The sequence below is a fragment of the Micromonospora sp. Utrum1 genome (assembly GCF_057197805.1).
On record NZ_CM170071.1, the window covers coordinates 1,686,146 to 1,705,885 of the forward strand.

The 19,740-nt window shown below is 73.9% G+C and carries 19 protein-coding genes; 17 read left to right on the forward strand and 2 right to left on the reverse strand.

The features are described 5' to 3' along the window. Positions 1-54: 54 nt before the first annotated feature. Both AC0OLQ_RS08310 and AC0OLQ_RS08315 read right to left on the reverse strand, forming a co-directional pair. Positions 55-480, reverse strand: a complete 426-nt coding sequence (locus AC0OLQ_RS08310; protein ID WP_484530856.1) for a MarR family winged helix-turn-helix transcriptional regulator — start codon at positions 478-480, stop codon at positions 55-57. 13 nt (positions 481-493) lie between these two features. Beyond that, positions 494-2,206: an alkaline phosphatase D family protein gene (locus tag AC0OLQ_RS08315; protein ID WP_484530857.1), complete on the reverse strand. Its 1,713-nt coding sequence runs from the start codon at positions 2,204-2,206 to the stop codon at positions 494-496. A gap of 147 nt (positions 2,207-2,353) precedes the next feature. Here AC0OLQ_RS08315 and ftsY point away from each other — a divergent pair, with 147 nt between their 5' ends. From ftsY to trmD, 17 genes are all read left to right on the forward strand, one after another. Next, positions 2,354-3,547: a signal recognition particle-docking protein FtsY gene (gene ftsY / locus AC0OLQ_RS08320; protein ID WP_484530858.1), complete on the forward strand. Its 1,194-nt coding sequence runs from the start codon at positions 2,354-2,356 to the stop codon at positions 3,545-3,547. Then, on the forward strand, positions 3,522-4,418 hold the full coding sequence (locus AC0OLQ_RS08325; RefSeq protein ID WP_484530859.1) for a phosphotransferase: 897 nt from the start codon (positions 3,522-3,524) through the stop codon (positions 4,416-4,418). Before ftsY ends, AC0OLQ_RS08325 begins: the two co-directional genes overlap by 26 nt. A 230-nt stretch (positions 4,419-4,648) precedes the next feature. Next, on the forward strand, positions 4,649-6,061 hold the full coding sequence (locus AC0OLQ_RS08330; RefSeq protein WP_484530860.1) for an ammonium transporter: 1,413 nt from the start codon (positions 4,649-4,651) through the stop codon (positions 6,059-6,061). Between the two features lie 25 nt (positions 6,062-6,086). Then, on the forward strand, positions 6,087-6,425 hold the full coding sequence (locus tag AC0OLQ_RS08335; protein ID WP_013284578.1) for a P-II family nitrogen regulator: 339 nt from the start codon (positions 6,087-6,089) through the stop codon (positions 6,423-6,425). A gap of 17 nt (positions 6,426-6,442) precedes the next feature. Continuing rightward, positions 6,443-8,767 (forward strand): [protein-PII] uridylyltransferase, encoded by a 2,325-nt coding sequence (locus AC0OLQ_RS08340; protein WP_484530861.1) that lies wholly within the window; start codon positions 6,443-6,445, stop codon positions 8,765-8,767. 75 nt (positions 8,768-8,842) lie between these two features. Further along, positions 8,843-9,745, forward strand: a complete 903-nt coding sequence (locus AC0OLQ_RS08345; protein WP_484530862.1) for an ABC transporter ATP-binding protein — start codon at positions 8,843-8,845, stop codon at positions 9,743-9,745. Further along, entirely contained in the window at positions 9,735-10,556 is an 822-nt protein-coding gene (locus AC0OLQ_RS08350) for an ABC transporter permease (RefSeq protein ID WP_357338034.1), read from the forward strand. The genes AC0OLQ_RS08345 and AC0OLQ_RS08350 overlap by 11 nt, the downstream gene beginning before the upstream one ends. Before the next feature lie 20 nt (positions 10,557-10,576). After that, the gene (locus tag AC0OLQ_RS08355; RefSeq protein WP_484530863.1) at positions 10,577-11,704 is read left to right on the forward strand and encodes a sensor histidine kinase; all 1,128 of its coding nucleotides are present in this window, start codon (positions 10,577-10,579) and stop codon (positions 11,702-11,704) included. Next, complete coding sequence (locus tag AC0OLQ_RS08360; protein WP_357338039.1) at positions 11,701-12,357, forward strand: response regulator transcription factor; 657 nt, start codon at positions 11,701-11,703, stop codon at positions 12,355-12,357. The genes AC0OLQ_RS08355 and AC0OLQ_RS08360 overlap by 4 nt, the downstream gene beginning before the upstream one ends. Before the next feature lie 148 nt (positions 12,358-12,505). After that, positions 12,506-14,056, forward strand: coding sequence for a signal recognition particle protein (ffh, locus tag AC0OLQ_RS08365; RefSeq protein ID WP_357338042.1), 1,551 nt, complete (start codon positions 12,506-12,508; stop codon positions 14,054-14,056). 81 nt (positions 14,057-14,137) lie between these two features. Continuing rightward, positions 14,138-15,217 carry an amidohydrolase family protein gene (locus tag AC0OLQ_RS08370; protein ID WP_484530864.1) on the forward strand — a complete coding sequence of 360 codons (1,080 nt, stop codon included), beginning with the start codon at positions 14,138-14,140 and terminating at the stop codon, positions 15,215-15,217. Between the two features lie 113 nt (positions 15,218-15,330). Next, positions 15,331-16,737 carry a proline--tRNA ligase gene (gene proS / locus AC0OLQ_RS08375; RefSeq protein WP_484530865.1) on the forward strand — a complete coding sequence of 469 codons (1,407 nt, stop codon included), beginning with the start codon at positions 15,331-15,333 and terminating at the stop codon, positions 16,735-16,737. 49 nt (positions 16,738-16,786) lie between these two features. Then, positions 16,787-17,407, forward strand: coding sequence for a ribonuclease FAU-1 family protein (locus AC0OLQ_RS08380; protein WP_484530866.1), 621 nt, complete (start codon positions 16,787-16,789; stop codon positions 17,405-17,407). Positions 17,408-17,650: 243 nt separating this feature from the next. Then, positions 17,651-18,112 (forward strand): 30S ribosomal protein S16, encoded by a 462-nt coding sequence (rpsP, locus tag AC0OLQ_RS08385; RefSeq protein WP_357338053.1) that lies wholly within the window; start codon positions 17,651-17,653, stop codon positions 18,110-18,112. Further along, a complete protein-coding gene (locus tag AC0OLQ_RS08390; RefSeq protein ID WP_187399607.1) occupies positions 18,087-18,347 on the forward strand; it encodes an RNA-binding protein in 261 nt (86 codons plus the stop codon). Before rpsP ends, AC0OLQ_RS08390 begins: the two co-directional genes overlap by 26 nt. Beyond that, positions 18,347-18,889, forward strand: coding sequence for a ribosome maturation factor RimM (gene rimM, locus AC0OLQ_RS08395; RefSeq protein ID WP_484530867.1), 543 nt, complete (start codon positions 18,347-18,349; stop codon positions 18,887-18,889). Before AC0OLQ_RS08390 ends, rimM begins: the two co-directional genes overlap by 1 nt. A 16-nt stretch (positions 18,890-18,905) precedes the next feature. Next, positions 18,906-19,694 (forward strand): tRNA (guanosine(37)-N1)-methyltransferase TrmD, encoded by a 789-nt coding sequence (trmD, locus tag AC0OLQ_RS08400; RefSeq protein ID WP_357338058.1) that lies wholly within the window; start codon positions 18,906-18,908, stop codon positions 19,692-19,694. Positions 19,695-19,740 lie beyond the last annotated feature (46 nt).

The following is a 19,740-nucleotide window of genomic DNA, read 5'->3' on the forward strand; positions in this document are numbered from 1 at the left end:
GTTGCCTCAAGCAACAACCGCACGTGGCGCAGGTCTTATTCCGGGCGGACCCGGTCAGAAGGTCTCGTTGAACCGGTGCATCAGCCGGGCGAAGTCCTCGACGTCCTGTTTCGGCCAGGATTCCAACGACCGCGTGATCTGTCCGAGTCGGGCCGCCCGCGCCACGTCGAACCGGCGGGTGCCCTCCTCGGTGAGGCTGAGCTGAGCGGCCCGCCGGTCGGTCGGGTCCGGGTCGCGCCGGACCAGGCCCAGCGCCTCCAGGCCGCCGATCTGCCGGCTCAGCGTGCCCTTGCCGATGCCCAGCTTGGCGGCCAGGTCGGTGAGCCGGATCGAGCCGGACCGGCGCAGCCAGAGCAGCAGCCCGTAGGCGTTCGGCTCCAGGTTGGGATGGACCTCGCGGGCGATCTCCCAGGACAGCGCGCGCCCGCGCCGCAGCAGCGCGGTCAGTTCGTGCTCCACGGCGCGCAGGGTCTCGTCCACGCTGAGAGGGTACTCACACCTCGTCGCTGAGCCGCTGGCGCGCCACCGTGCGCAGGTGCCCGTCGCTGGTGGTGCCCTCGATCACCACGTCAGCCTCCCGGCCCCGGTGGGTCAGCGTGGCCACCGCGTTGCCGAAGTACGGCCCGGCCAGCTTCCGCCACCGCACCAGCGGGCGGCGTACCCCGGCCGAGCGGGCCAGCGCCCGGGCGGCGCCGGCCGGCCCCGGGTTCCAGCCGAGCCGCATGAGCGGGCGCATCCCGGCCGGCACCTGGTTGTGGATGGGGGAGCAGGTGAGCTGGTGCACCGGGGTGCGCACGCTCCGGTCGGCGAACCGGGCCCGGGCCACGTACGAGTGGTGCACGTCCCCGGAGAGCACGCTGATCGAGGCCGGCCGCGAGTATGCCGGGCCGGCGCCGACCCGCGCCCCCTCGCGCGGCGCGGTGCCGCTGCCCAGCCGGGCGAACAACTCGCCGAGCGCCTCGAAGGAACGCCGGAACGAGGCCCAGTGCTCCAGGTCCAAGGCTCGGCGCATCTGCTCGGCGAGCGTCGCCACCCAGGGCCGGCCGGAGTCGGCCAGCTTCTCGTTCCAGGACTCCACGTGGTGGATGCCGGGCGGGAGCAACCAGGGCAGCGAGGCCCCGACCACCAGGTGGTCGTAGACGCCGTGCGCCCGGTCCAGGAACCAGGACCACTCGCCCGGCGGCAGCATCGCCCGGTTGCCGGACTCGAGCACCCGGCTGGAGCGGTTGTCCAGCATGACCAGGCGGGTCCGCCCCAGGTCCAGCGCGTAGCTCCACTGGTACTGCACGGCCCGCCAGCGCTCGGTGTCGTGCGCCACGTCGGCCTCGGAGTCCACCCGCTCGCCGAACTCGTGCAGGACGCCCGTGGCGTCCTCGGCGGCCATCACCTTGGCGTAGACCGGGTCGGCGGCGATCTCGTCCGGGGCCAGGTTGCCCAGGTGCTGGTAGACCCAGTAGGAGGCCAGCCCGCTGCGGATCCGCTCCGCCCACCAGGGCTGCGCACGCATGTCCGCGCGCCAGGACGCCGAGGTGTTCCAGTCGTCGATGACCTCGTGGTCGTCGAAGATCATCACGCTTGGCACGGTGGAGAGCAGCCAGCGGATCTCCGGGTCGCGCCAGGACTCCAGGTAGAGCTTGGTGTACTCGTCGAAGCTGACCACCTGCGTGGCCGGGGCGCCCTTCGGACGGCGCCGGCGCCGCTTGAGCAGCCGCCGCACGGTCGGCGAGGTCTCGTCCGCGTAGACCTGGTCGCCGAGGAGCACCAGCAGGTCGGGCAGGGCGTCCGGGTCCGGGGCGGCGATCAGCCGCCGGGCGTACGCGTCCAGCGCGTCCGGCGGCAGTTTGCGCGCGGTGGCGTGCTGGGTGGTCTCCCGGCAGGAGCCGAAGAGCAGGGACACCGGCTGGTCCCGGTCGTCGGCCGCCCGGGTCCGGATCACGCTGGCCGGGAAGCCGCTGTCGGGAATCGGCCAGGCCACCTCGTCGTCGATCAGCACCTCGTAGGTGGTGCTGCTCTCCGGGGTGAGCCCCGACACCACCACGATCGCGTAGTGGTGGTCGTACGCCGAGAAGGTGGGCGAGCTGCCGGTGGCCCCGCCGGCCGTGCGGACGGTGACCACCGCGGGGGCGCTGGTCTCCACCCAGACGGTGGCCCGCGTGCCGACGACCCGTCGCAGCAGCGGGCCGATGAGCAGACGGGAACTGTTCACGGCGCACCTCCGACGAAGATCATCAAGCCTTTCCCTACCCGGCCGGCGGTTGCGGTACGCCTTCCAGCCGCGAGCGTACCCGCAGCTCGTTCACGTGCCGAGGCGGTGAGTGGGACGCCGCCGCCGCCATCTGACAGGATTTCGGGCATGAAGGAATACCTCCTCGTCGCACTGGCCCTGCTCGCCGTGCTGATCCTCGGCGGCCTCAGCCTCGTGGTGCCGAAGCTGCGCCGGCGCCCCGAGCCGCCGCTGCCGGAGACGGAGGTCGACACCCGGGCCGAGGAGGACCTGGCCGGGCCGCCGGTCGAAGCCGCGGAGTCGGACCTGCGCACCGGCGTGCTGGTCGAGCCGCCGCCGGTGGTCGAGGCGCCGCCGCTGCCCACCATCGAGGTCCCCGAGCCCACCGCCGGCCGGCTGGTCCGGCTGCGCTCCCGGCTGTCCCGCTCGCAGAACGTCTTCGGCAAGGGCCTGCTCGGCCTGCTCAGCCGGGACCGCCTCGACGAGGACACCTGGGAGGAGATCGAGGACAGCCTGATCACCGCCGACGTCGGCATCGACTCGACCCGCGAGATCGTCGACCGGCTGCGCGAGCAGACCCGGGTGCTCGGCACCCGGTCGGTCGACGAGCTGCGCACGCTGCTCGCCGCCGAGCTGGTCAACGCGCTCGACCCGACCCTGGACCGGTCGCTGAAGACCGCTCCCAAGGAGGGCGTGCCGGCGGTGCTGCTGGTGGTCGGGGTCAACGGCGCCGGCAAGACCACCACCTGCGGCAAGATCGCCCGGGTGCTCATCGCGGACGGCCGGACCGTGCTGCTCGGCGCGGCCGACACCTTCCGGGCCGCCGCCGCCGACCAGCTGGAGACCTGGGGCGGCCGGGTGGGCGCGGAGACCGTCCGCGGCCCCGAGGCCGCCGACCCGGCCAGCGTCGCCTTCGACGCGGTCAAGCGGGGCATCGACACGGCCGTCGACACCGTGCTGGTGGACACCGCCGGCCGGCTGCAGAACAAGGTCGGCCTCATGGACGAGCTGGGCAAGGTCAAGCGGGTGGTGGAGAAGCACGGCCCGATCGACGAGACCCTGCTGGTGCTCGACGCCACCACCGGCCAGAACGGCCTCGAGCAGGCTCGGGTCTTCACCGAGGTGGTCAACGTGACCGGCGTGGTGCTGACCAAGCTCGACGGGACCGCCAAGGGCGGCATCGTGATCGCCGTGCAGCGCAAGCTGGGCATCCCGGTGAAGCTGGTCGGCCTCGGCGAGGGCCCGGACGACCTGGCCCCGTTCGACCCGGCGCAGTTCGTCGACGCGCTGCTCGGCAATGAGCCGCTCGCCCGGGACGCGTAGCCTCGACGTGACGACTGACGATCGCGCCTACGCGGGGTGGCGCGACCCCAGCCACCCGTCGCCGCGCCTCGGGAGACCATACGTGACTTCGCAGGAGATCCCGCTGCACGGCGGGAACGTGAGCACCGTGGTCCGGGTGGGCGACACCGTCCGGCGCAACGCCGGCCCGTGGACCCCCTCGGTGCACTCGCTGCTGCGGCACCTGGAATACGTCGGCTTCACCGGCGCGCCCCGCGCCCTCGGCATGGACGAGCGCAACCGGGAGGTCCTGTCGTACCTGGAGGGGGAGTGCGGAGAATATCCGCTGGCTCCGCACTGGGTCACCGACGAGGCCCTGGTCACCGTGGCGACCATGCTGCGGATGTTCCACGACGCCCAGTACGGCTTCACCCCGCCGCCCGGGGCGGTCTGGCGCTCGTTCGGCCCGCCCCCGCCGGACACCGAGGTGATCTGCCACCACGACGCCGCCCCGCACAACGTGATCTGGCGACCCGACGGCACCCTCGGGCTGATCGACTTCGACCTGGCCTCGCCCGGCGCCCGGATCTACGACGTGGCGTACGCGGCCTGGACCTGGGTGCCGATCTTCTCCGACCGGGACTCGATCACCCTCGGCTGGAAGCACCCGGACCGGCCGCGCCGGCTGCGGCTCTTCGCCGACGCCTACGGGCTGATCCAGCGCGACCGGCACCGGCTGATCCGGACCATCCGCAAGCGGATCGTCGACCACGTGGAGGGCATCCGGCGGATGGCCGCGGCCGGCGAGCCGGCGTTCGTCCGGATCGTGCACAAGGGCCACCTGCGCCGGCCGATGCGCGACCTGCGGCTGCTCGACTACGAGCGGCACGCCCTGGAGTACGCCCTGCGCTGACCCCGCATCGACGAAAGGAGTGGCCGGTTCCTCGTCGGAACGGCCACTCCTTCCGTTTTCTCCAGGCATGATCGTCGTTCGTCACACGCCGGAAACAAGGCGTCACGCGCCGGAAATCGACCGGTGTCGGTGAAGGAAACAGCCGCCGAGCAAGCTTCCGCGCAACCGGCGTACGGGCGACGCTGCCCCGGAAGCCGCGAAGGAGGAGACTTCACCTTTAGGAGGCCAGCGTGCCTGAAGCACCGACGATCGACGGCGGCAACACCGTTTGGCTGCTGGTTTCGACCGCTCTCGTGCTGCTCATGACCCCGGGCCTGGCGCTGTTCTACGGCGGCCTGAACCGGGCCAAGGGCGTGCTCAACATGATGATGATGAGCTTCTCGGCAATCGGGCTCATCTCCGTGCTGTGGTGGTTCTACGGTTTCAGCGTCGCCTTCGGGGCCGACGTCAACGGTTTCTGGGGCGACCCCGCCGCCTACCTCGGCACCAAGACCTTCCTCGCCGAGACCGACCTCTGGGGCGCCACGGCGGAGAACCCCAGCGGCATCGGGGTCCCGCTCTACGTGTTCATGGCGTTCCAGATGGTCTTCGCGGTGATCACCGTCGCGCTGATCAGCGGCGCCATCTCCGACCGGGCCCGGTTCGCCGGCTGGCTGCTCTTCGCCTTCGGCTGGGCCACCCTGGTCTACTTCCCGGTCGCCCACTGGGTGTGGGGCGGCGGCGTCATCGGCGCCAAGCTGCACGCGCTCGACTTCGCCGGCGGCACGGCGGTGCACATCAACGCCGGTGCGGCGGCGCTCGGCGTGGCCCTGGTGCTCGGCCGGCGGGTCGGCTGGCCCCGGGAGGGCATGAAGCCGCACAACATCCCGCTGGTCGCGCTCGGCGCCGGCCTGCTCTGGTTCGGCTGGTTCGGCTTCAACGCCGGCTCGGAGCTGACCGTCGACTCGGTTGCCGGGCTGGCCTTCCTCAACACCCAGCTCGCCACCGCCGCCGCGGTGCTCGGCTGGCTGGCGGTCGAGTGGATCAAGGATGGCCGGCCGACCATGGTCGGCGCGTCCTCGGGCGCCGTGGCCGGCCTGGTCGCCATCACCCCGGCCTGCGGCTTCGTCGCCCCGTGGGCGGCGGTCCTGCTCGGCGTCGTCGCCGGTGCGGTCTGCGCGCTCGCCATCAGCCTGAAGTACAGGCTCGGCTACGACGACTCCCTCGACGTGGTGGGCGTGCACTTCGTCGGCGGCTGGATCGGGTCGCTGTGGCTCGGCCTCTTCGCCACCAACTCGGTCAACGGCGCGATCAGCGACGTGGTGGGCGCCTCGGACGGCCTCTTCTACGGCGGCGGCCTGACCCAGCTCGGCCGGCAGGCCCTGGCCGGCCTGATCGTCACCGTGTGGTCGGCCGGCATCGCCTGGCTGCTCGCCTTCGCCATCGAGAAGACGATCGGCTTCCGGGTGGCGGCCGAGGCCGAGGTCGACGGCATCGACGTCGCCGAGCACGCGGAGAGCGCGTACGACCTGTCGCCCAGCACGGGCGGCAGCGCCGGGGGCGCGTTCGCGATGGCCGGGATCGGCGCCGCCCGGTCGGCCCCGGAATCCACCGACGCGGCGGAGGAGCCCGCCGAGCCGGTCAGCGAGAAGGTCGCCGGTTAACGTTCCTGGGATGGAGGGGTTGGACATGAAGCTGGTGACCGCGGTCATCAAGCCGTACCAGCTGGACGCGGTGAAGGAGGCCCTGCACGCCCTCGGCGTGGCGGGCCTGACCGTCAGCGAGGTCCAGGGCTACGGCCGGCAGAAGGGGCACACCGAGGTCTACCGGGGTGCCGAGTACACGGTCGAGTTCCTGCCCAAGATCCGGGTCGAGGTGCTCACCGACGAGATGGACGTCGACAAGATCGTCGACGCCATCGTGGGCGCCGCCCGGACCGGCAAGATCGGCGACGGCAAGGTCTGGGTGACCGGCGTCGAGGAGGTCGTCCGGGTCCGTACCGGCGAGCGCGGGCTCGACGCCCTCTGACGCCGGATCCGACCGACGTGACCTCGTTGACCACGACGACCGGCCCCACCGGGGACGGGCAGCTCGTGGTCAACGAGGTCGCCGGCGTACCCGGTGGGATCGGCGCGGACGCGCGGGCGGCCCGGGCCGACGCCCTGGACGCCTGGCTGCGCGGCATCTTCCCGCGGCGGGAGGGGATCGCGTTGATCGCGGTCGGCGGGCTGGGCCGCCGCCAGTGCGCCCCGTACGGCGATCTCGACCTGGTGCTGCTGCACGCCGGGGTGCCCGGCACCGACGAGCTGGCCGCTTCGCTCTGGTATCCGATCTGGGACGCCGGGCTGCGGCTGGACCACTCGGTGCGCACCGTCGCCGAGGCGCTCTCCGTGGCCCAGGACGACGTGAAGGTCGCCCTCGGCCTGCTCGACGCCCGCCACGTGGCCGGCGACCCCACCCTGGCCGACCAGCTCGTCCGCACCGCGGCCGACCACTGGCGGCGGACCGCCGTCCGCCGGCTCCCCCGGCTGCGGGAGATCACCACCGCCCGCTGGGAGACCCACGGCGAGCTGGCCTTCCTCCTCGAGGGCGACCTCAAGGAGGCCGCCGGCGGACTGCGCGACGTCGGCCTCCTCCGGGCCATCGCCACCGCCGGCGTCACCGACGCCCTCCGCCCCGCCGTGCACGCCGCCCACCGGCGGCTGCTGGACACCCGGGACGCCCTGCACCAGCAGGTCGGCCGCCGGGTCGACCGGCTGGTCGCCCAGGAACGCGACGGCGTCGCTGCCCTGCTCGGCCTGCGACAACTTCAGCTCGGCGCGTCTGACGCCGCGCCGCGACCCGAAGCCGTCGCCGAAGCCGGCGACGGCGACGCGCTGCTGCGCCGGGTGGCCGGGGACGCCCGGACCGTCAGCCACGCCCTCGACGACGCCTGGCGGGCCGCCGACCGGCTCCGCGCCGGCCGGCACCGGACCGCCGGCGGCCGGCCGCTACGCCGCCCGGTCGCCCGGGACGTGGTCGAGCAGGACGGCGAGCTGGTGCTCGCCCGCGCCGCGATCGGCGCCCGCCCCGACCCGAGCCTGTCGCTGCGGATCGCCGCCGCCGCGGCCACCACCCGGCTGCCCATCGCCCGGGCCACCTGCGAGTGGCTGGCCGCGTACTGCCCGCCGCTGCCCGCGCCGTGGCCGCCGGCCGCCCGGACCGCGCTGATCACCCTGCTCGGGGCGGGCCCCGGCCTGGTGCCCGCCTGGGAGACCTGCGACCGGTACGGCCTGGTCGACGGCTGGCTGCCCGAGTGGACCCGGCTGCGCAGCCTGCCCCAGCACAACCCGGTGCACCGGTTCACCCTCGACCGGCACCTGGTGCAGGCCGCGTACGAGGCGAGCCGGCACACCCGCGACGTGGACCGGCCCGACCTGCTGCTGCTCGGCGCGTTCCTGCACGACATCGGCAAGGGGCTGCCCGGTGACCACAGCGCCGTGGGGGCGCCGCTCGCCGAGGCGGTGGCCGCCCGGATCGGGCTGCCCGCGGACGAGGCGGCCCTGATCGCCAAGCTGGTGCGGCTGCACCTGCTGCTGCCCGACGTGGCCACCCGGCGGGACCTCTCCGACCCGAAGACCGTCGCCGGTGTCGCCGGGCGGGTCGGCGACGCCACCACCCTGGAGCTGCTGCACGGCCTGGTCCGGGCCGATGCCGCGGCGACCGGGCCGGCCGCCTGGTCGGACTGGAAGGGGCGGCTGGTCGCCGAACTGGTCGCCCGGGTGCGGTCCGCCCTGGACACCGGCGTGGTGCCCGCCCCGCCGGCCCCCGACCCGGCGCTGGTCGCCGGGCCGCTGCCCGTCGTACACCTCGGGGAGGACCGGGTGGCGGTGGCCGCGGCCGACCGGCGAGGCCTGCTAGCCACGGTGGCCGGCTGTCTGGCCCTGCACCGGCTGGAGGTCATCTCCGCGGACGCCGCCACGGTCGACGGTCGGGCCCTGGTGCAGTGCCGGGTGCAGCCGCGCTACGGCCTGGCCCCCGACCCGATCGCGCTCAGCGCCGACCTGCGCCGCGCGGTCACCGGCGACGTCTCGGTCACCCAGCGGCTGCGCGGCCGGGCCCTCGCCGCGCGCGGCCAGGGCGCCGCGCCCCGGGTGGTCTGGCACCGCGAGGCGGCCACCGATGCGGTGCTGCTGGAGCTGCGCGCCGCCGACGCGGCCGGGCTGCTCTACCGGGTCACCTGCGCCCTCGACGAGGCCGGCGCCCAGGTGCGGGCCGCCCGGATCTCCACCCTCGGTGGCGACGTGGTGGACGCGTTCTACCTGGTCGGCGGCTGGCCGTCCGACGCCGACCGGGCCCGGATCGAGGCCGCCGTGCTCGCCGCCGTCTGACTACGTCAGGCGACGTAGCCCGGAAGCCGCCGCCGGGGCGACGTGCCGGGGGCCGCCCGGCGGGACTCTCGATGCATGAACCTGCCAGTGCAGACCGAAGGGCTCACCAAACGGTACGGCGGCCTGACCGCCGTGCAGGACCTCCAGCTCACCGTCCGGGCCGGCGAGGTGTACGGCTTCCTCGGCCCCAACGGCGCCGGCAAGACCACCACCCTGCGCATGCTGCTCGGGCTGGTCCGGCCCACCGCCGGCACGGTCCGGCTGCTCGGCCGGCCACCCACCGCCGGCCGGCTCACCGGGGTCGGCGCCCTGATCGAAGGACCGGCCTTCTACCCGTACCTCTCCGGCCGGGACAACCTGCGGGTGCTGGCCCGCTACGCCGGCGTCGGCGCCGACCGGGTCGCGCTCGTGCTCGACCTGGTCGACCTGACCGACCGGGCCGGCGACCGCTACGCCGGCTACTCGTTGGGCATGAAGCAGCGGCTCGGCGTGGCCGCCGCGCTGCTCAAGGACCCCCGCCTGCTGATTTTGGACGAGCCGACCAACGGCCTCGACCCGGCCGGCATGGCGGACATGCGCACCCTCATCCGCCGGCTCGGCGCGGCCGGCTGCACGGTGCTGGTCTCCAGCCACCTGCTCGGCGAGGTCGAGCAGATCTGCGACCGGGTCGGGGTGATCGCCCGAGGCCGGCTGGTCGCCGAGGGCAGCGTCGCCGAGCTGCGCGGCGCGGCCGGGCTGCGGCTGCTCGCCGACCCGCTGGACGCCGCGGCCGCCCGGGCGCGGGAACTGGTCGGCGCCGAGCGGGTCCGGGTGGTCGACGGCGGGCTGGAGCTGGCCGTCGAGCCGGACCGCGCCGCCTGGCTCAACACCGAGCTGGTCGGGGCCGGGCTCGCCGTGCGCGAGCTGCGCCCCCGGGAACGGGACCTGGAACAGGTCTTCTTCGACCTCGTGGAGAAGGGAACGGCCGATGTCGCGTAGCTTCCGCGCCGAGACGGTCAAGCTGGTCCGGCGGCCGGCCAGCTGGCTGCTGCTGGCCATCACGCTGGTGCTCGCACTGATCTTCACCTACCTCTTCCCGTACGCCGGCCTGGCGGGCGGCACCGACGGGCCGAACACCGGCCGGACGCTGGCGGCGCTGCTCCCCGACCAGCTGGTCGGGAACTCCCTCGGCGGCCTGCCGGTCTTCCTCGGCTCGATCCTGCTGATCCTCGGCGTGCTCACCGTCGGCGGCGAGTACGGCTGGGGCACCTGGAAGACCGTGCTCACCCAGGGCCCCACCCGGCTGGAGGTGTACGCCGGCAAGCTGCTCGCCCTGGCCGCCGCCGCGCTGGCCGTGGTGCTCGCCGTGTTCGCGGTCGGCGCGGTGGCCAGCCTGCTCATCGCCTCCGCCGAGGCGCAGCCGGTGACCTGGCCTCCCGTCGGCGACCTGCTCACCGGGATCGGGGCGGGGTGGCTCATCGCGACGATGTGGGCCATGCTCGGTGCCGTGCTCGCCGTCGCGCTGCGCGCCGTGGCGCTGCCGGTCGGGCTGGGCCTGGTGTGGATGCTCGCGGTGCAGAACCTGCTCGCCGCGATCGCCGCGCCGCTGGTCGACTGGGTGGCGAAGGCGCAGGAGGGGCTGCCCGGGCCGAACGCCGGGTCGCTGGCCGCCGCGCTGGGCGCGCCGGGCGACACCCCCGGGGTCGCGGCCACCGTCGGCGGCGGGCAGGCGGCCGTGGTGGTGGCCGCGTACCTGGTCGGGTTCGCGGCGGTCGGCGCGGTGCTGTTGCGCCGGCGGGACATCGGCTGAGGCGGGGCGGGGGAGGGGACGTGGACCGCGAGCGTGGCGACTGGGGCCGCCGGCTCCTGGACGGCCTGGTCGCCCTGGCCCTGCTGGTGATCGGGCTGGCCGGCACCGCGCCGGCCGGCCTCAACCAGGGCGTGGGCACCGGGCGGGCCACCTACCCGCTGGTCGTGGTGGCCGCGCTCGCGGTGGCCGTGCGCCGGCGCTGGCCGCTGGCCACCCTGGCGGTGGTCACCGCGGCGAGCACCGCGTACCTGTGGCTCGGCTACCCGTACGGCCCGATCCTGCTGTCGTTCTTCGTCGCGGTCTACACCACGGCCGCGTACCGGCCGGTGCGGACCGCGGCGGTGGCCAACGGCCTGGCGCTGGTGGTGCTGCTCACGCACGTCTTCGTCGGGGTGCGCCCGCCCGGCCTGGTCGGGCTGATGCCGGCCGCCGCCTGGGTGGTGGTGCCGTTCGCGGTGGGGGTCACCGTGCGCCTGGGCCGGGAGAACGCGGCGCGCAGCCGCACCGACGAGGCGCGCCGGCTGGCCGACGCCGAGCGGCTGCGGGTGGCGCGGGAGGTGCACGACGTGGTCGGACACGGCCTCGCCGCGATCCACCTGCAGGCCGAGATCGCCCTGCACCTGCTGGCCCGCAAGCCCGAGCAGGCCGAGGCGGCGCTCACCGCGATCAGCCGGACCAGCAAGGAGGCGCTGGACGAGTTGCGGGTCACGCTGACCGTGGTCCGCCGCGACGAGGCCGTCGACGAGCGCTCACCCGCGCCGGGGCTGGGCCAGCTCCCGCAGTTGCGCGAGCGGCTGGCCGGCGCCGGGCTCCCGGTCACCGTCGAGGTGGACGGGGCGCCCCGCCCGCTCCCGGTCGCGGTGGACCTGGCCGCGTACCGGGTGGTGCAGGAGGCGCTGACCAACGTGCTGCGGCACGCCGGTCCGGCCACGGCCACCGTCCGGCTCCGGTACGCGCCCACCGAGGTCGCCGTGGAGGTCACCGACACCGGCCGCGGCCCGGCCGCCACGACGGACCGGTCCGGCGGCTACGGGCTGGCCGGCATGCGGGAGCGGGTCACCGCGCTGGGCGGGTCGTTCACCGCCGGCCCCGCCTCCGGCGGCGGATTCCGGGTGTCCGCCACACTGCCCGTGGAGGAGGTCACATGATCCGCGTGCTGCTAGCCGACGACCAGGACCTGGTCCGGATCGGGCTGCGTGCCCTGGTGGAGAGCGAGGACGACCTCAGCGTGGTCGGCGAGGCCGCGGACGGGCTCGCCGCCGTGGAGGCGGCCCGCCGGGAACGCCCCGACGTGGTGCTGATGGACGTCCGGATGCCGGGCGTCGACGGCATCGAGGCGACCCGCCGGATCGTCGCCGACCCCGCGCTCGCCGGCACCCGGGTGGTCGTGTTGACCACCTTCGAGCTGGACGAGTACGTCTTCGACGCGCTCCGGCACGGGGCCAGCGGCTTCCTCACCAAGGACACCCGCCCGGCCGAGCTGCTGCGGGCGATCCGGCTGGTCGCCGAGGGGGAGGCGCTGCTCTCCCCGTCGGTGACCCGGCGGGTGGTGCGGGAGTTCGCGACCCGGCCGGCCCGGGTGCCCCGCCCGCACCCCCGGCTCGGCAGCCTCACCGACCGTGAGCGCGAGGTGGTGGGGCTGGTCGGTGAGGGGCTGAGCAACGTCGAGATCGCCGAGCGGCTGGTGGTCAGCCCGGCCACCGCGCGCACCCACGTCAGCCGGGCCATGGTCAAGCTGGGCGCCCGGGACCGGGCCCAGCTGGTGGTCTTCGCCTACCAGTCGGGCCTGGTCGCGTCGTGATCGACCGGCGGCGCTGGCGGTGGTGATCTCCTGGTGGGGGTCCGGCCGGCGGGAAGCACTGCGGAGGCGGGACCGTTACCCTTGCGGGTAGCCGGACGTGTGCGTGCCGGCCGACTGTGCTCGCCAAACCGACAAACGGGATGTTCGCGTGTTTGACACCTTGAGTGACCGCCTGTCCGGGATCTTCACCAAGCTCCGCGGCAAGGGTCGGCTCACCGACGCCGACATCGACGCCACCGCGCGCGAGATCCGCATGGCGCTGCTGGAGGCCGATGTCGCCCTGCCGGTGGTCAAGGGCTTCATCGCGAACGTCAAGGAGCGGGCGCGCAGCGCCGAGGTCTCCGAGGCGCTCAACCCGGCCCAGCAGATCGTCAAGATCGTCAACGAGGAGCTGATCAACGTCCTCGGCGGCGAGGGGCGGCGGCTCCAGTTCGCCAAGCACCCGCCGACGGTGATCATGCTGGCCGGTCTCCAGGGTTCCGGTAAGACCACCCTCGCCGGCAAGCTGGCCCGCTGGCTCAAGGCCCAGGGCCACCAGCCGCTGCTGGTCGCCGCCGACCTCCAGCGCCCCAACGCCGTCGGGCAGCTCCAGGTGCTCGGTGGCCGGGCCGGCGTCGAGGTGTACGCCCCGGAGCCCGGCAACGGCGTCGGCGACCCGGTGCAGGTCGCCCGCGACTCGATCGAGCACGCCAAGCGGGCCGCCCGGGACATCGTCATCGTCGACACCGCCGGCCGGCTCGGCATCGACGCCGAGATGATGCAGCAGGCCGCGGACATCCGCGACGCGGTCCAGCCCGACGAGGTCATCTTCGTCATCGACGCGATGGTCGGCCAGGACGCGGTCCGCACCGCCGAGGCGTTCCGCGACGGCGTCGGCATCAGCGGCGTGGTCCTCTCCAAGCTCGACGGCGACGCCCGCGGTGGCGCCGCGCTGTCCGTCCGCGAGGTCACCGGGCAGCCGATCCTGTTCGCCTCCACCGGCGAGAAGCTGGAGGACTTCGACGTCTTCCACCCCGACCGGATGGCCAGCCGGATCCTCGGCATGGGCGACGTCCTCACGCTGATCGAGCAGGCCGAGGCGGCCTTCGACGCCGATCAGAAGGAGAAGATGACCGCCAAGCTGATGGGCGGGGAGACCTTCACCCTGGAGGACTTCCTCGATCAGCTCATCGCGGTCCGGCGGATGGGCCCGATCGCCAACGTGCTGGCCATGATGCCGGGCATGGGGCAGATGAAGGACCAGCTCGCCGAGCTGGACGACAAGCACTTCGACCGGGTCACCGCGATCATCCGGTCGATGACCCCCGCCGAGCGCACCACGCCGAAGATCATCAACGGTTCCCGCCGGGCCCGCATCGCCAGCGGCTCCGGGGTCACCGTGATGGACGTCAACCAGCTGCTCAACCGCTTCGCCGACGCGCAGAAGATGATGAAGCAGATGGGCGGCATGATGGGCCTGCCCGGCGGGGGCCGGCGCAAGGCGACCAAGTCGCCGAAGAACAAGCGCAAGGGCACCAAGGGCGGCGGGCGGCCGCGCACCGGCGCCGGGGTGCCGGGCGGCTTCCCCGGCGGCATGCCGCAGCTGCCGCCGGGCCTCGACCCGGGTGACCTGGCCGGCGGCCAGGGCCTGCCGCCGGGCTTCAAGCTGCCGAAGATCGACTTCAACAAGCTCGGCAAGGGCGACAACCGCCCCCGCTGACCCACCCACGGATGACGGGGCCCGGCCGGATCGGCCGGGCCCCGCCGCGTGTCCGGGCGATCATCCGGTAGGACTGTGCACATGGCTCTGCATGTGCGCGGTGTGCTCCTGCCGGACGACGAGGTCCGGGACGTCTGGCTGGTCGATGACCGGGTCACCTTCGAACCGGTGCCCGGCGCCGAGACGGTCGTCGACGGCGGCTTCGTGCTGCCCGGCCTGACCGACGCCCACTGCCACATCGGCATCGCCCGCGGCGGCGCCCCGATCACCTCCCTCGACCAGGCCCGCGAGCTGGCCCGCACCGACCGGGACGCCGGGGTGCTGGCCATCCGTGACGCCGGCTCGCCGTACCCGTACCCCGAACTCGACGACGAGGCGGACCTGCCGCGACTGGCCCGCGCCGGCCGGCACGTCGCGCCGCCGAAGCGCTACCTGCGCGACATCGGGGTGGAGGTCGGCGCGGCCGAGGTGGCCGCGACGCTCGCCGCGCAGGCCGCCGCCGGCAACGGCTGGGTCAAGCTGGTCGGCGACTGGATCGACCGCGGGGTGGGCGACCTCGCCCCGGCCTGGGACGCCGACACCATGACCGCGGCGGTCGCCGCCGCGCACGCCGCCGGGGCACGCGCGGCGGTGCACACCTTCTCCGAGTCGGCCGTGGAGATCATGGTGCGGGCCGGGGTGGACTCGGTGGAGCACGGCACCGGGCTGAGCCTCGACCTGATCGACCTGATGGCCCGGCAGGGCACCGCGCTGGTGCCCACCATGATCAACATCCAAACCTTCGGCCACATCGCCGACCAGGCCCGGGCGAAGTTCCCCGGGTACGCCGACCACATGCTCGCCCTGCGCGACCGCTTCCCCGAGGTGGTCCGCGCCGCGCACGAGGCAGGGGTGCCGATCTACGTGGGCACCGACGCGGGCGGCGGCATCGACCACGGGCTTGCCGCCGAGGAGATGCTGCTCCTGCACGAGCAGGCCGGCATGCCCGCCGAGGACGTGCTCGCCGCCGCCTCCTGGCGGGCCCGGGAGTGGCTCGGCTTCCCCGGCCTGGTCGAGGGCGGCCTCGCCGACCTGACCGTCTACCCCGAGGACCCCCGCCGCGAACTGCGCGTGGTCCGCGCCCCGTCCCGCATCGTCCTCCGCGGCCGCGTCCTCCGCTGACCGCGCCCCGGGCTCACTCCGGGCAGCCGTTGCCGCTCGTCGGTCGGCGCGACACGGCGCGCGCCGACTCCCGGGCGCAGCGGCGGCCCGCCCGGCGCATAGGATGTGCGGTCATGGCACGCGTGCTCACTCCCCGTGCGGAGGACTTTCCCCGCTGGTACCAGGACCTGATCGCCAAGGCGAAGCTGGCCGACAACGGCCCGGTGCGGGGCACCATGGTCATCCGACCGGCGGGCTACGCCATCTGGGAGCGGATGCAGGCCGAGATGGACGCCCGGATCAAGGCGGCCGGCGCGGAGAACGCGTACTTCCCGCTCTTCATCCCGGAGAGCTACCTCAAGCGCGAGGCCGAGCACGTCGAGGGCTTCTCGCCGGAGCTGGCCGTGGTCACCCACGGTGGTGGCAAGCAGCTCGCCGAGCCGGTGGTGGTCCGCCCCACCAGCGAGACGGTGATCGGCGAGTTCATGGCCAAGTGGATCGACTCCTACCGCGACCTGCCGCTGCTGCTCAACCAGTGGGCGAACGTGGTGCGCTGGGAGCTGCGGCCGCGGATCTTCCTGCGTACGAGCGAGTTCCTCTGGCAGGAGGGGCACACCGCGCACGCGACCCGCGAGGACGCCCGGGCCTACGCCCGCCGGATCCTGCACGAGGCGTACGAGGATCTGATGGTCAACGTGCTCGGCATCCCGGTGGTGGTCGGCCTGAAGACCGCCCGCGAGCGCTTCGCCGGCGCCACCGCCACCTACACCTGTGAAGGCATGATGGGCGACGGCAAGGCGCTCCAGCTGGGCACCAGTCACGAGCTGGGCCAGAACTTCGCCAAGGCGTTCGACATCAGCTACTCCTCGGCCGAGGGCGGCCGGGAGCACGCCTGGACCACCTCCTGGGGCACCTCGACCCGGATGCTCGGCGGCCTGATCATGTCCCACGGCGACGACAACGGCCTGCGCGTGCCGCCGAAGCTGGCGCCGATCCAGGCGTACGTGATGATCGTCAAGGACGGCGAGGGCGTGGGCGAGGCGGCGGCCAAGCTCCGCGACGCGCTGCGCGACGCCGGGGTCCGGGTCGCGCTGGACGACCGGACCGACACCGCGTTCGGCCGCCGCGCCGTCGACGCCGAGCTGCGCGGCTACCCGGTGCGCGTCGAGGTCGGCCCCCGTGACCTGGCCGCCGGCAACGCGGTGGTGGTCCGGCGTACGGACGGCTCGAAGGCGCCGGTCCCGGTCGCCGACGTGGTGGGCGCGGTGCTCGCCGCGCTCGAGGCGGACCAGCAGACGCTGCACGATCAGGCGCTGGCGTTCCGGCAGTCCCGGACGGTCGAGGTCGGCACGCTGGCCGAGGCGATCGAGGCGGCCGCCGACGGCTGGGCCAAGGTGCCGTGGTCGGCGGTCGGTGTGCAGGGCGAGGCCGAGGCGAACGGCCAGGGCGTCACCGTCCGGTGCCTGCTGCGGGCCGACGGCTCGGTGCCGGACTCCGAGGACGAGCCGAACCTGGTCGCCGTCCTGGCCCGCGCCTACTGAGGTGCGGCCGGGTAGTCCGGTCGACCGGTTCGAGCCGGGTCGGCTGATCATGCACCGGAACGTGCGGCACGGCCGGATCGGCTGGGTCCGGTCGGCCCGGGTGGTGTCCGACGACGAGCGCGGACTGCTGCTCTGGGTGGCCCGGAACACGCCGGTGGCGTACGAGGTGACCGAGGCGGGGCTGGGCATGCGGGCGGTGCCCTTCGCCGAGTGGATCACCTCCTCCTACCGGCTGGCCCGGGGCCGCTGGAACGGGCCGCCGGTGCTGAAGTTCCTGCCCACCGGCGCGGCCCACTCGGTCTGGTGGTTCCGCGACGTGCAGGGCCGCTTCCAGAACTGGTACGTCAACCTGGAGGAGCCCGGCATCCGCTGGGACGACGGTGCGGTGGCCGGGGTGGACATGGTCGACCAGGACCTCGACGTGGTGGTCCACCCGGATCTGAGCTGGGAGTGGAAGGACGAGGACGAGTTCGTCGAACGCCTCGCCTTCCCCGAGCACTACTGGGTCAGCGACGAGAAGGCGGTCCGGGCCGAGGGGGAGCGGGTGATCCGGATCGCCGAGGCCGGCGAGTTCCCCTTCGACGGCACCTGGTGCGACTTCACCCCGCCGGCCGACTGGGACATACCGGACGAACTGCCGCCGGGCTGGGACCGGCCGCCGGTCCGCTGAGCGGGTGTCGTTCGTCACCGTCGTGGGCGACCCGGGCGAGCTGTCCGGGTCCGGTGTGAGAGATCCGGGCGGGACATGGCAGAATGGGTCGCTGGTATCCGGCGCGCGTCCGGCGCCCTCTAACCCGGGCGCGTCGCCAGTTAACCGAGCAGTCTCCGGCCCAAACCCCACTGTGCCGGTCGGCGCTCACCCGCCACACCGCCCGCACCGGGCCGGTGAGATCGCAACAGGAGCGAAACAACTGTGGCCGTAAAGATCCGGCTCCTGCGGATGGGCAAGATCCGCAACCCGCAGTACCGCATCGTCGTCGCCGACTCGCGCACCAAGCGTGACGGTCGCGCGATCGAGTTCGTCGGTGTGTACCAGCCGAAGGAAGACCCTTCGGTGATCGAGGTCAAGTCGGAGCGGGTCCAGTACTGGCTGTCGGTCGGCGCGCAGCCGAGCGAGGCCGTGCAGCGCCTGCTGGAGCTGACCGGTGACTGGCAGAAGTTCAAGGGCCTGCCGGCCCCGCCGCCGCTGAAGGTCGCCCCGGAGCGGGCCGACCGCAAGGCGGCGTACGAGGCCGAGGCGAAGGCCGCCGCCGGCGTGGCGGAGACCCCGGCGCCGACCAAGAAGGCCGCCAAGGCCGCGGCCGCCCCGGCCGCCGAGGCCGCGGCGCCGAAGGCCGAGGAGCAGACCGGTGTCGAGTCCGGCGAGCAGGCCTGACATGGCGCTGCGTCCCGCCCTGGAGCACCTGGTCAAGGGGATCGTCGACCACCCGGATGACGTCCGGGTGCGGATGGTCGATTCCCGTCGGGGCAAGCGGCTCGAGGTCCGCGTGCACCCGGAGGACCTCGGCACGGTGATCGGGCGGTCCGGCCGGACCGCCAAGGCGCTGCGCCAGGTGATCGGCTCCATCGGTGGGCGCGGGGTGCGCGTCGACATCGTCGACTCGTACTGATGCTTCTCATCGTCGGCCGGATCGGCAAGCCGCACGGCATCCGCGGTGAGGTCACCGTGGAGGTGCGGACCGATGAGCCCGAAGCACGGTTCGCGCCAGGGTCGGTGCTGGTCACCGACCCTGGCGCGGTCGCGCCTGCGGAGCCCGGGGCCTACCGGGTGCCGGAGAAGTTGACCATCGAGGCCGCCCGCTGGCACCAGGGGCGGCTGCTGGTCGCCTTCGAGGGCGTGCTCGGCCGCGACGTCGCCGAGGCGCTGCGCGGCACCCTGCTCGGCGTGGACAGCGCCGACGTCGCTCCGCCGGCCGACCCGGAGGAGTTCCTTGACCACCAGCTGGTCGGCCTGGCCGTGGTGACCCAGGCCGGCGAGCGGCTGGGCGAGGTGGCCCGGATCGACCACGCCCCCTCCTCCGACCTGCTGGTGCTGCGGCGCCCCGACGGGAGGACCGCGCTCATCCCGTTCGTCAAGGCGATGGTGCCCGAGGTCGACCTCGCGGGCGGACGCGTGGTGGTGGAGCTGCCCGGCGGGCTGCTCGACCTCTGACTGGAGCCACCCCCTGATGCGCGTCGACATCGTGTCGATCTTCCCCGAGTACTTCGCCCCGCTGGACCTGTCGCTGATCGGCAAGGCCCGGGCGAGCGGCACGCTGCGGCTGGCCGTACACGATCTGCGGACGTGGACCCACGACGTGCACCGCACGGTCGACGACACCCCCTACGGCGGCGGTCCGGGCATGGTGATGCGGCCGGAGCCGTGGGGCGAGGCCCTCGACGCCCTGGCCCCCGACGAGCTGAGCCCGGACGGGCACACCCTGCCCCGGCTGCTCGTCCCGTCGCCGGCCGGCGTTCCGTTCACCCAGGCCATGGCGCACGAGTTGGCCGCCGAGTCACACCTGCTCTTCGCCTGCGGCCGCTACGAGGGCATCGACCAGCGGGTGCTCGACCACGCGGCGGCCCGGATGCGGGTGACCGAGGTCTCCCTCGGCGACTACGTGCTCTTCGGTGGCGAGGTGGCCGTGCTGGTCATCCTGGAGGCGGTCACCCGGCTGCTGCCCGGGGTGCTCGGCAACGCCGGCTCGCTGGACGAGGAGTCGCACGCCCACGGGCTGCTGGAAGCCCCGATGTACACCAAGCCGGCGACCTGGCGCGGGCACGAGGTGCCCGAGGTGCTCCGCTCCGGTGACCACGGGAAGATCGCCCGCTGGCGGCGCGACGAGGCGCTGCTGCGGACGGCGGACCGCCGCCCCGACATGATCGCCGCGCTGCCGCCGGAGAGCCTGGACAAGCGGGACCGGGCGGCGCTGGACCGGGGTGGATTTCAGCCGCCGGCGGGGGATGTGGCAAAGTAGAGGGGTTGCCGCATCCGTCCACGCCGTGGGTGGGTGCGAGGACCCT

Coding starts and splice junctions, on each gene's coding strand:
- ftsY (WP_484530858.1), top strand. CDS start 2,354: ATGAAGGAATACCTCCTCGTCGCACTGGCCCTGCTCGCCGTGCTGATC.
- AC0OLQ_RS08325 (WP_484530859.1), top strand. CDS start 3,522: ATGAGCCGCTCGCCCGGGACGCGTAGCCTCGACGTGACGACTGACGAT.
- AC0OLQ_RS08335 (WP_013284578.1), top strand. CDS start 6,087: ATGAAGCTGGTGACCGCGGTCATCAAGCCGTACCAGCTGGACGCGGTG.
- AC0OLQ_RS08345 (WP_484530862.1), top strand. CDS start 8,843: ATGAACCTGCCAGTGCAGACCGAAGGGCTCACCAAACGGTACGGCGGC.
- AC0OLQ_RS08350 (WP_357338034.1), top strand. CDS start 9,735: ATGTCGCGTAGCTTCCGCGCCGAGACGGTCAAGCTGGTCCGGCGGCCG.
- AC0OLQ_RS08360 (WP_357338039.1), top strand. CDS start 11,701: ATGATCCGCGTGCTGCTAGCCGACGACCAGGACCTGGTCCGGATCGGG.
- AC0OLQ_RS08370 (WP_484530864.1), top strand. CDS start 14,138: ATGGCTCTGCATGTGCGCGGTGTGCTCCTGCCGGACGACGAGGTCCGG.
- proS (WP_484530865.1), top strand. CDS start 15,331: ATGGCACGCGTGCTCACTCCCCGTGCGGAGGACTTTCCCCGCTGGTAC.
- AC0OLQ_RS08380 (WP_484530866.1), top strand. CDS start 16,787: ATGCACCGGAACGTGCGGCACGGCCGGATCGGCTGGGTCCGGTCGGCC.
- rimM (WP_484530867.1), top strand. CDS start 18,347: ATGCTTCTCATCGTCGGCCGGATCGGCAAGCCGCACGGCATCCGCGGT.
- trmD (WP_357338058.1), top strand. CDS start 18,906: ATGCGCGTCGACATCGTGTCGATCTTCCCCGAGTACTTCGCCCCGCTG.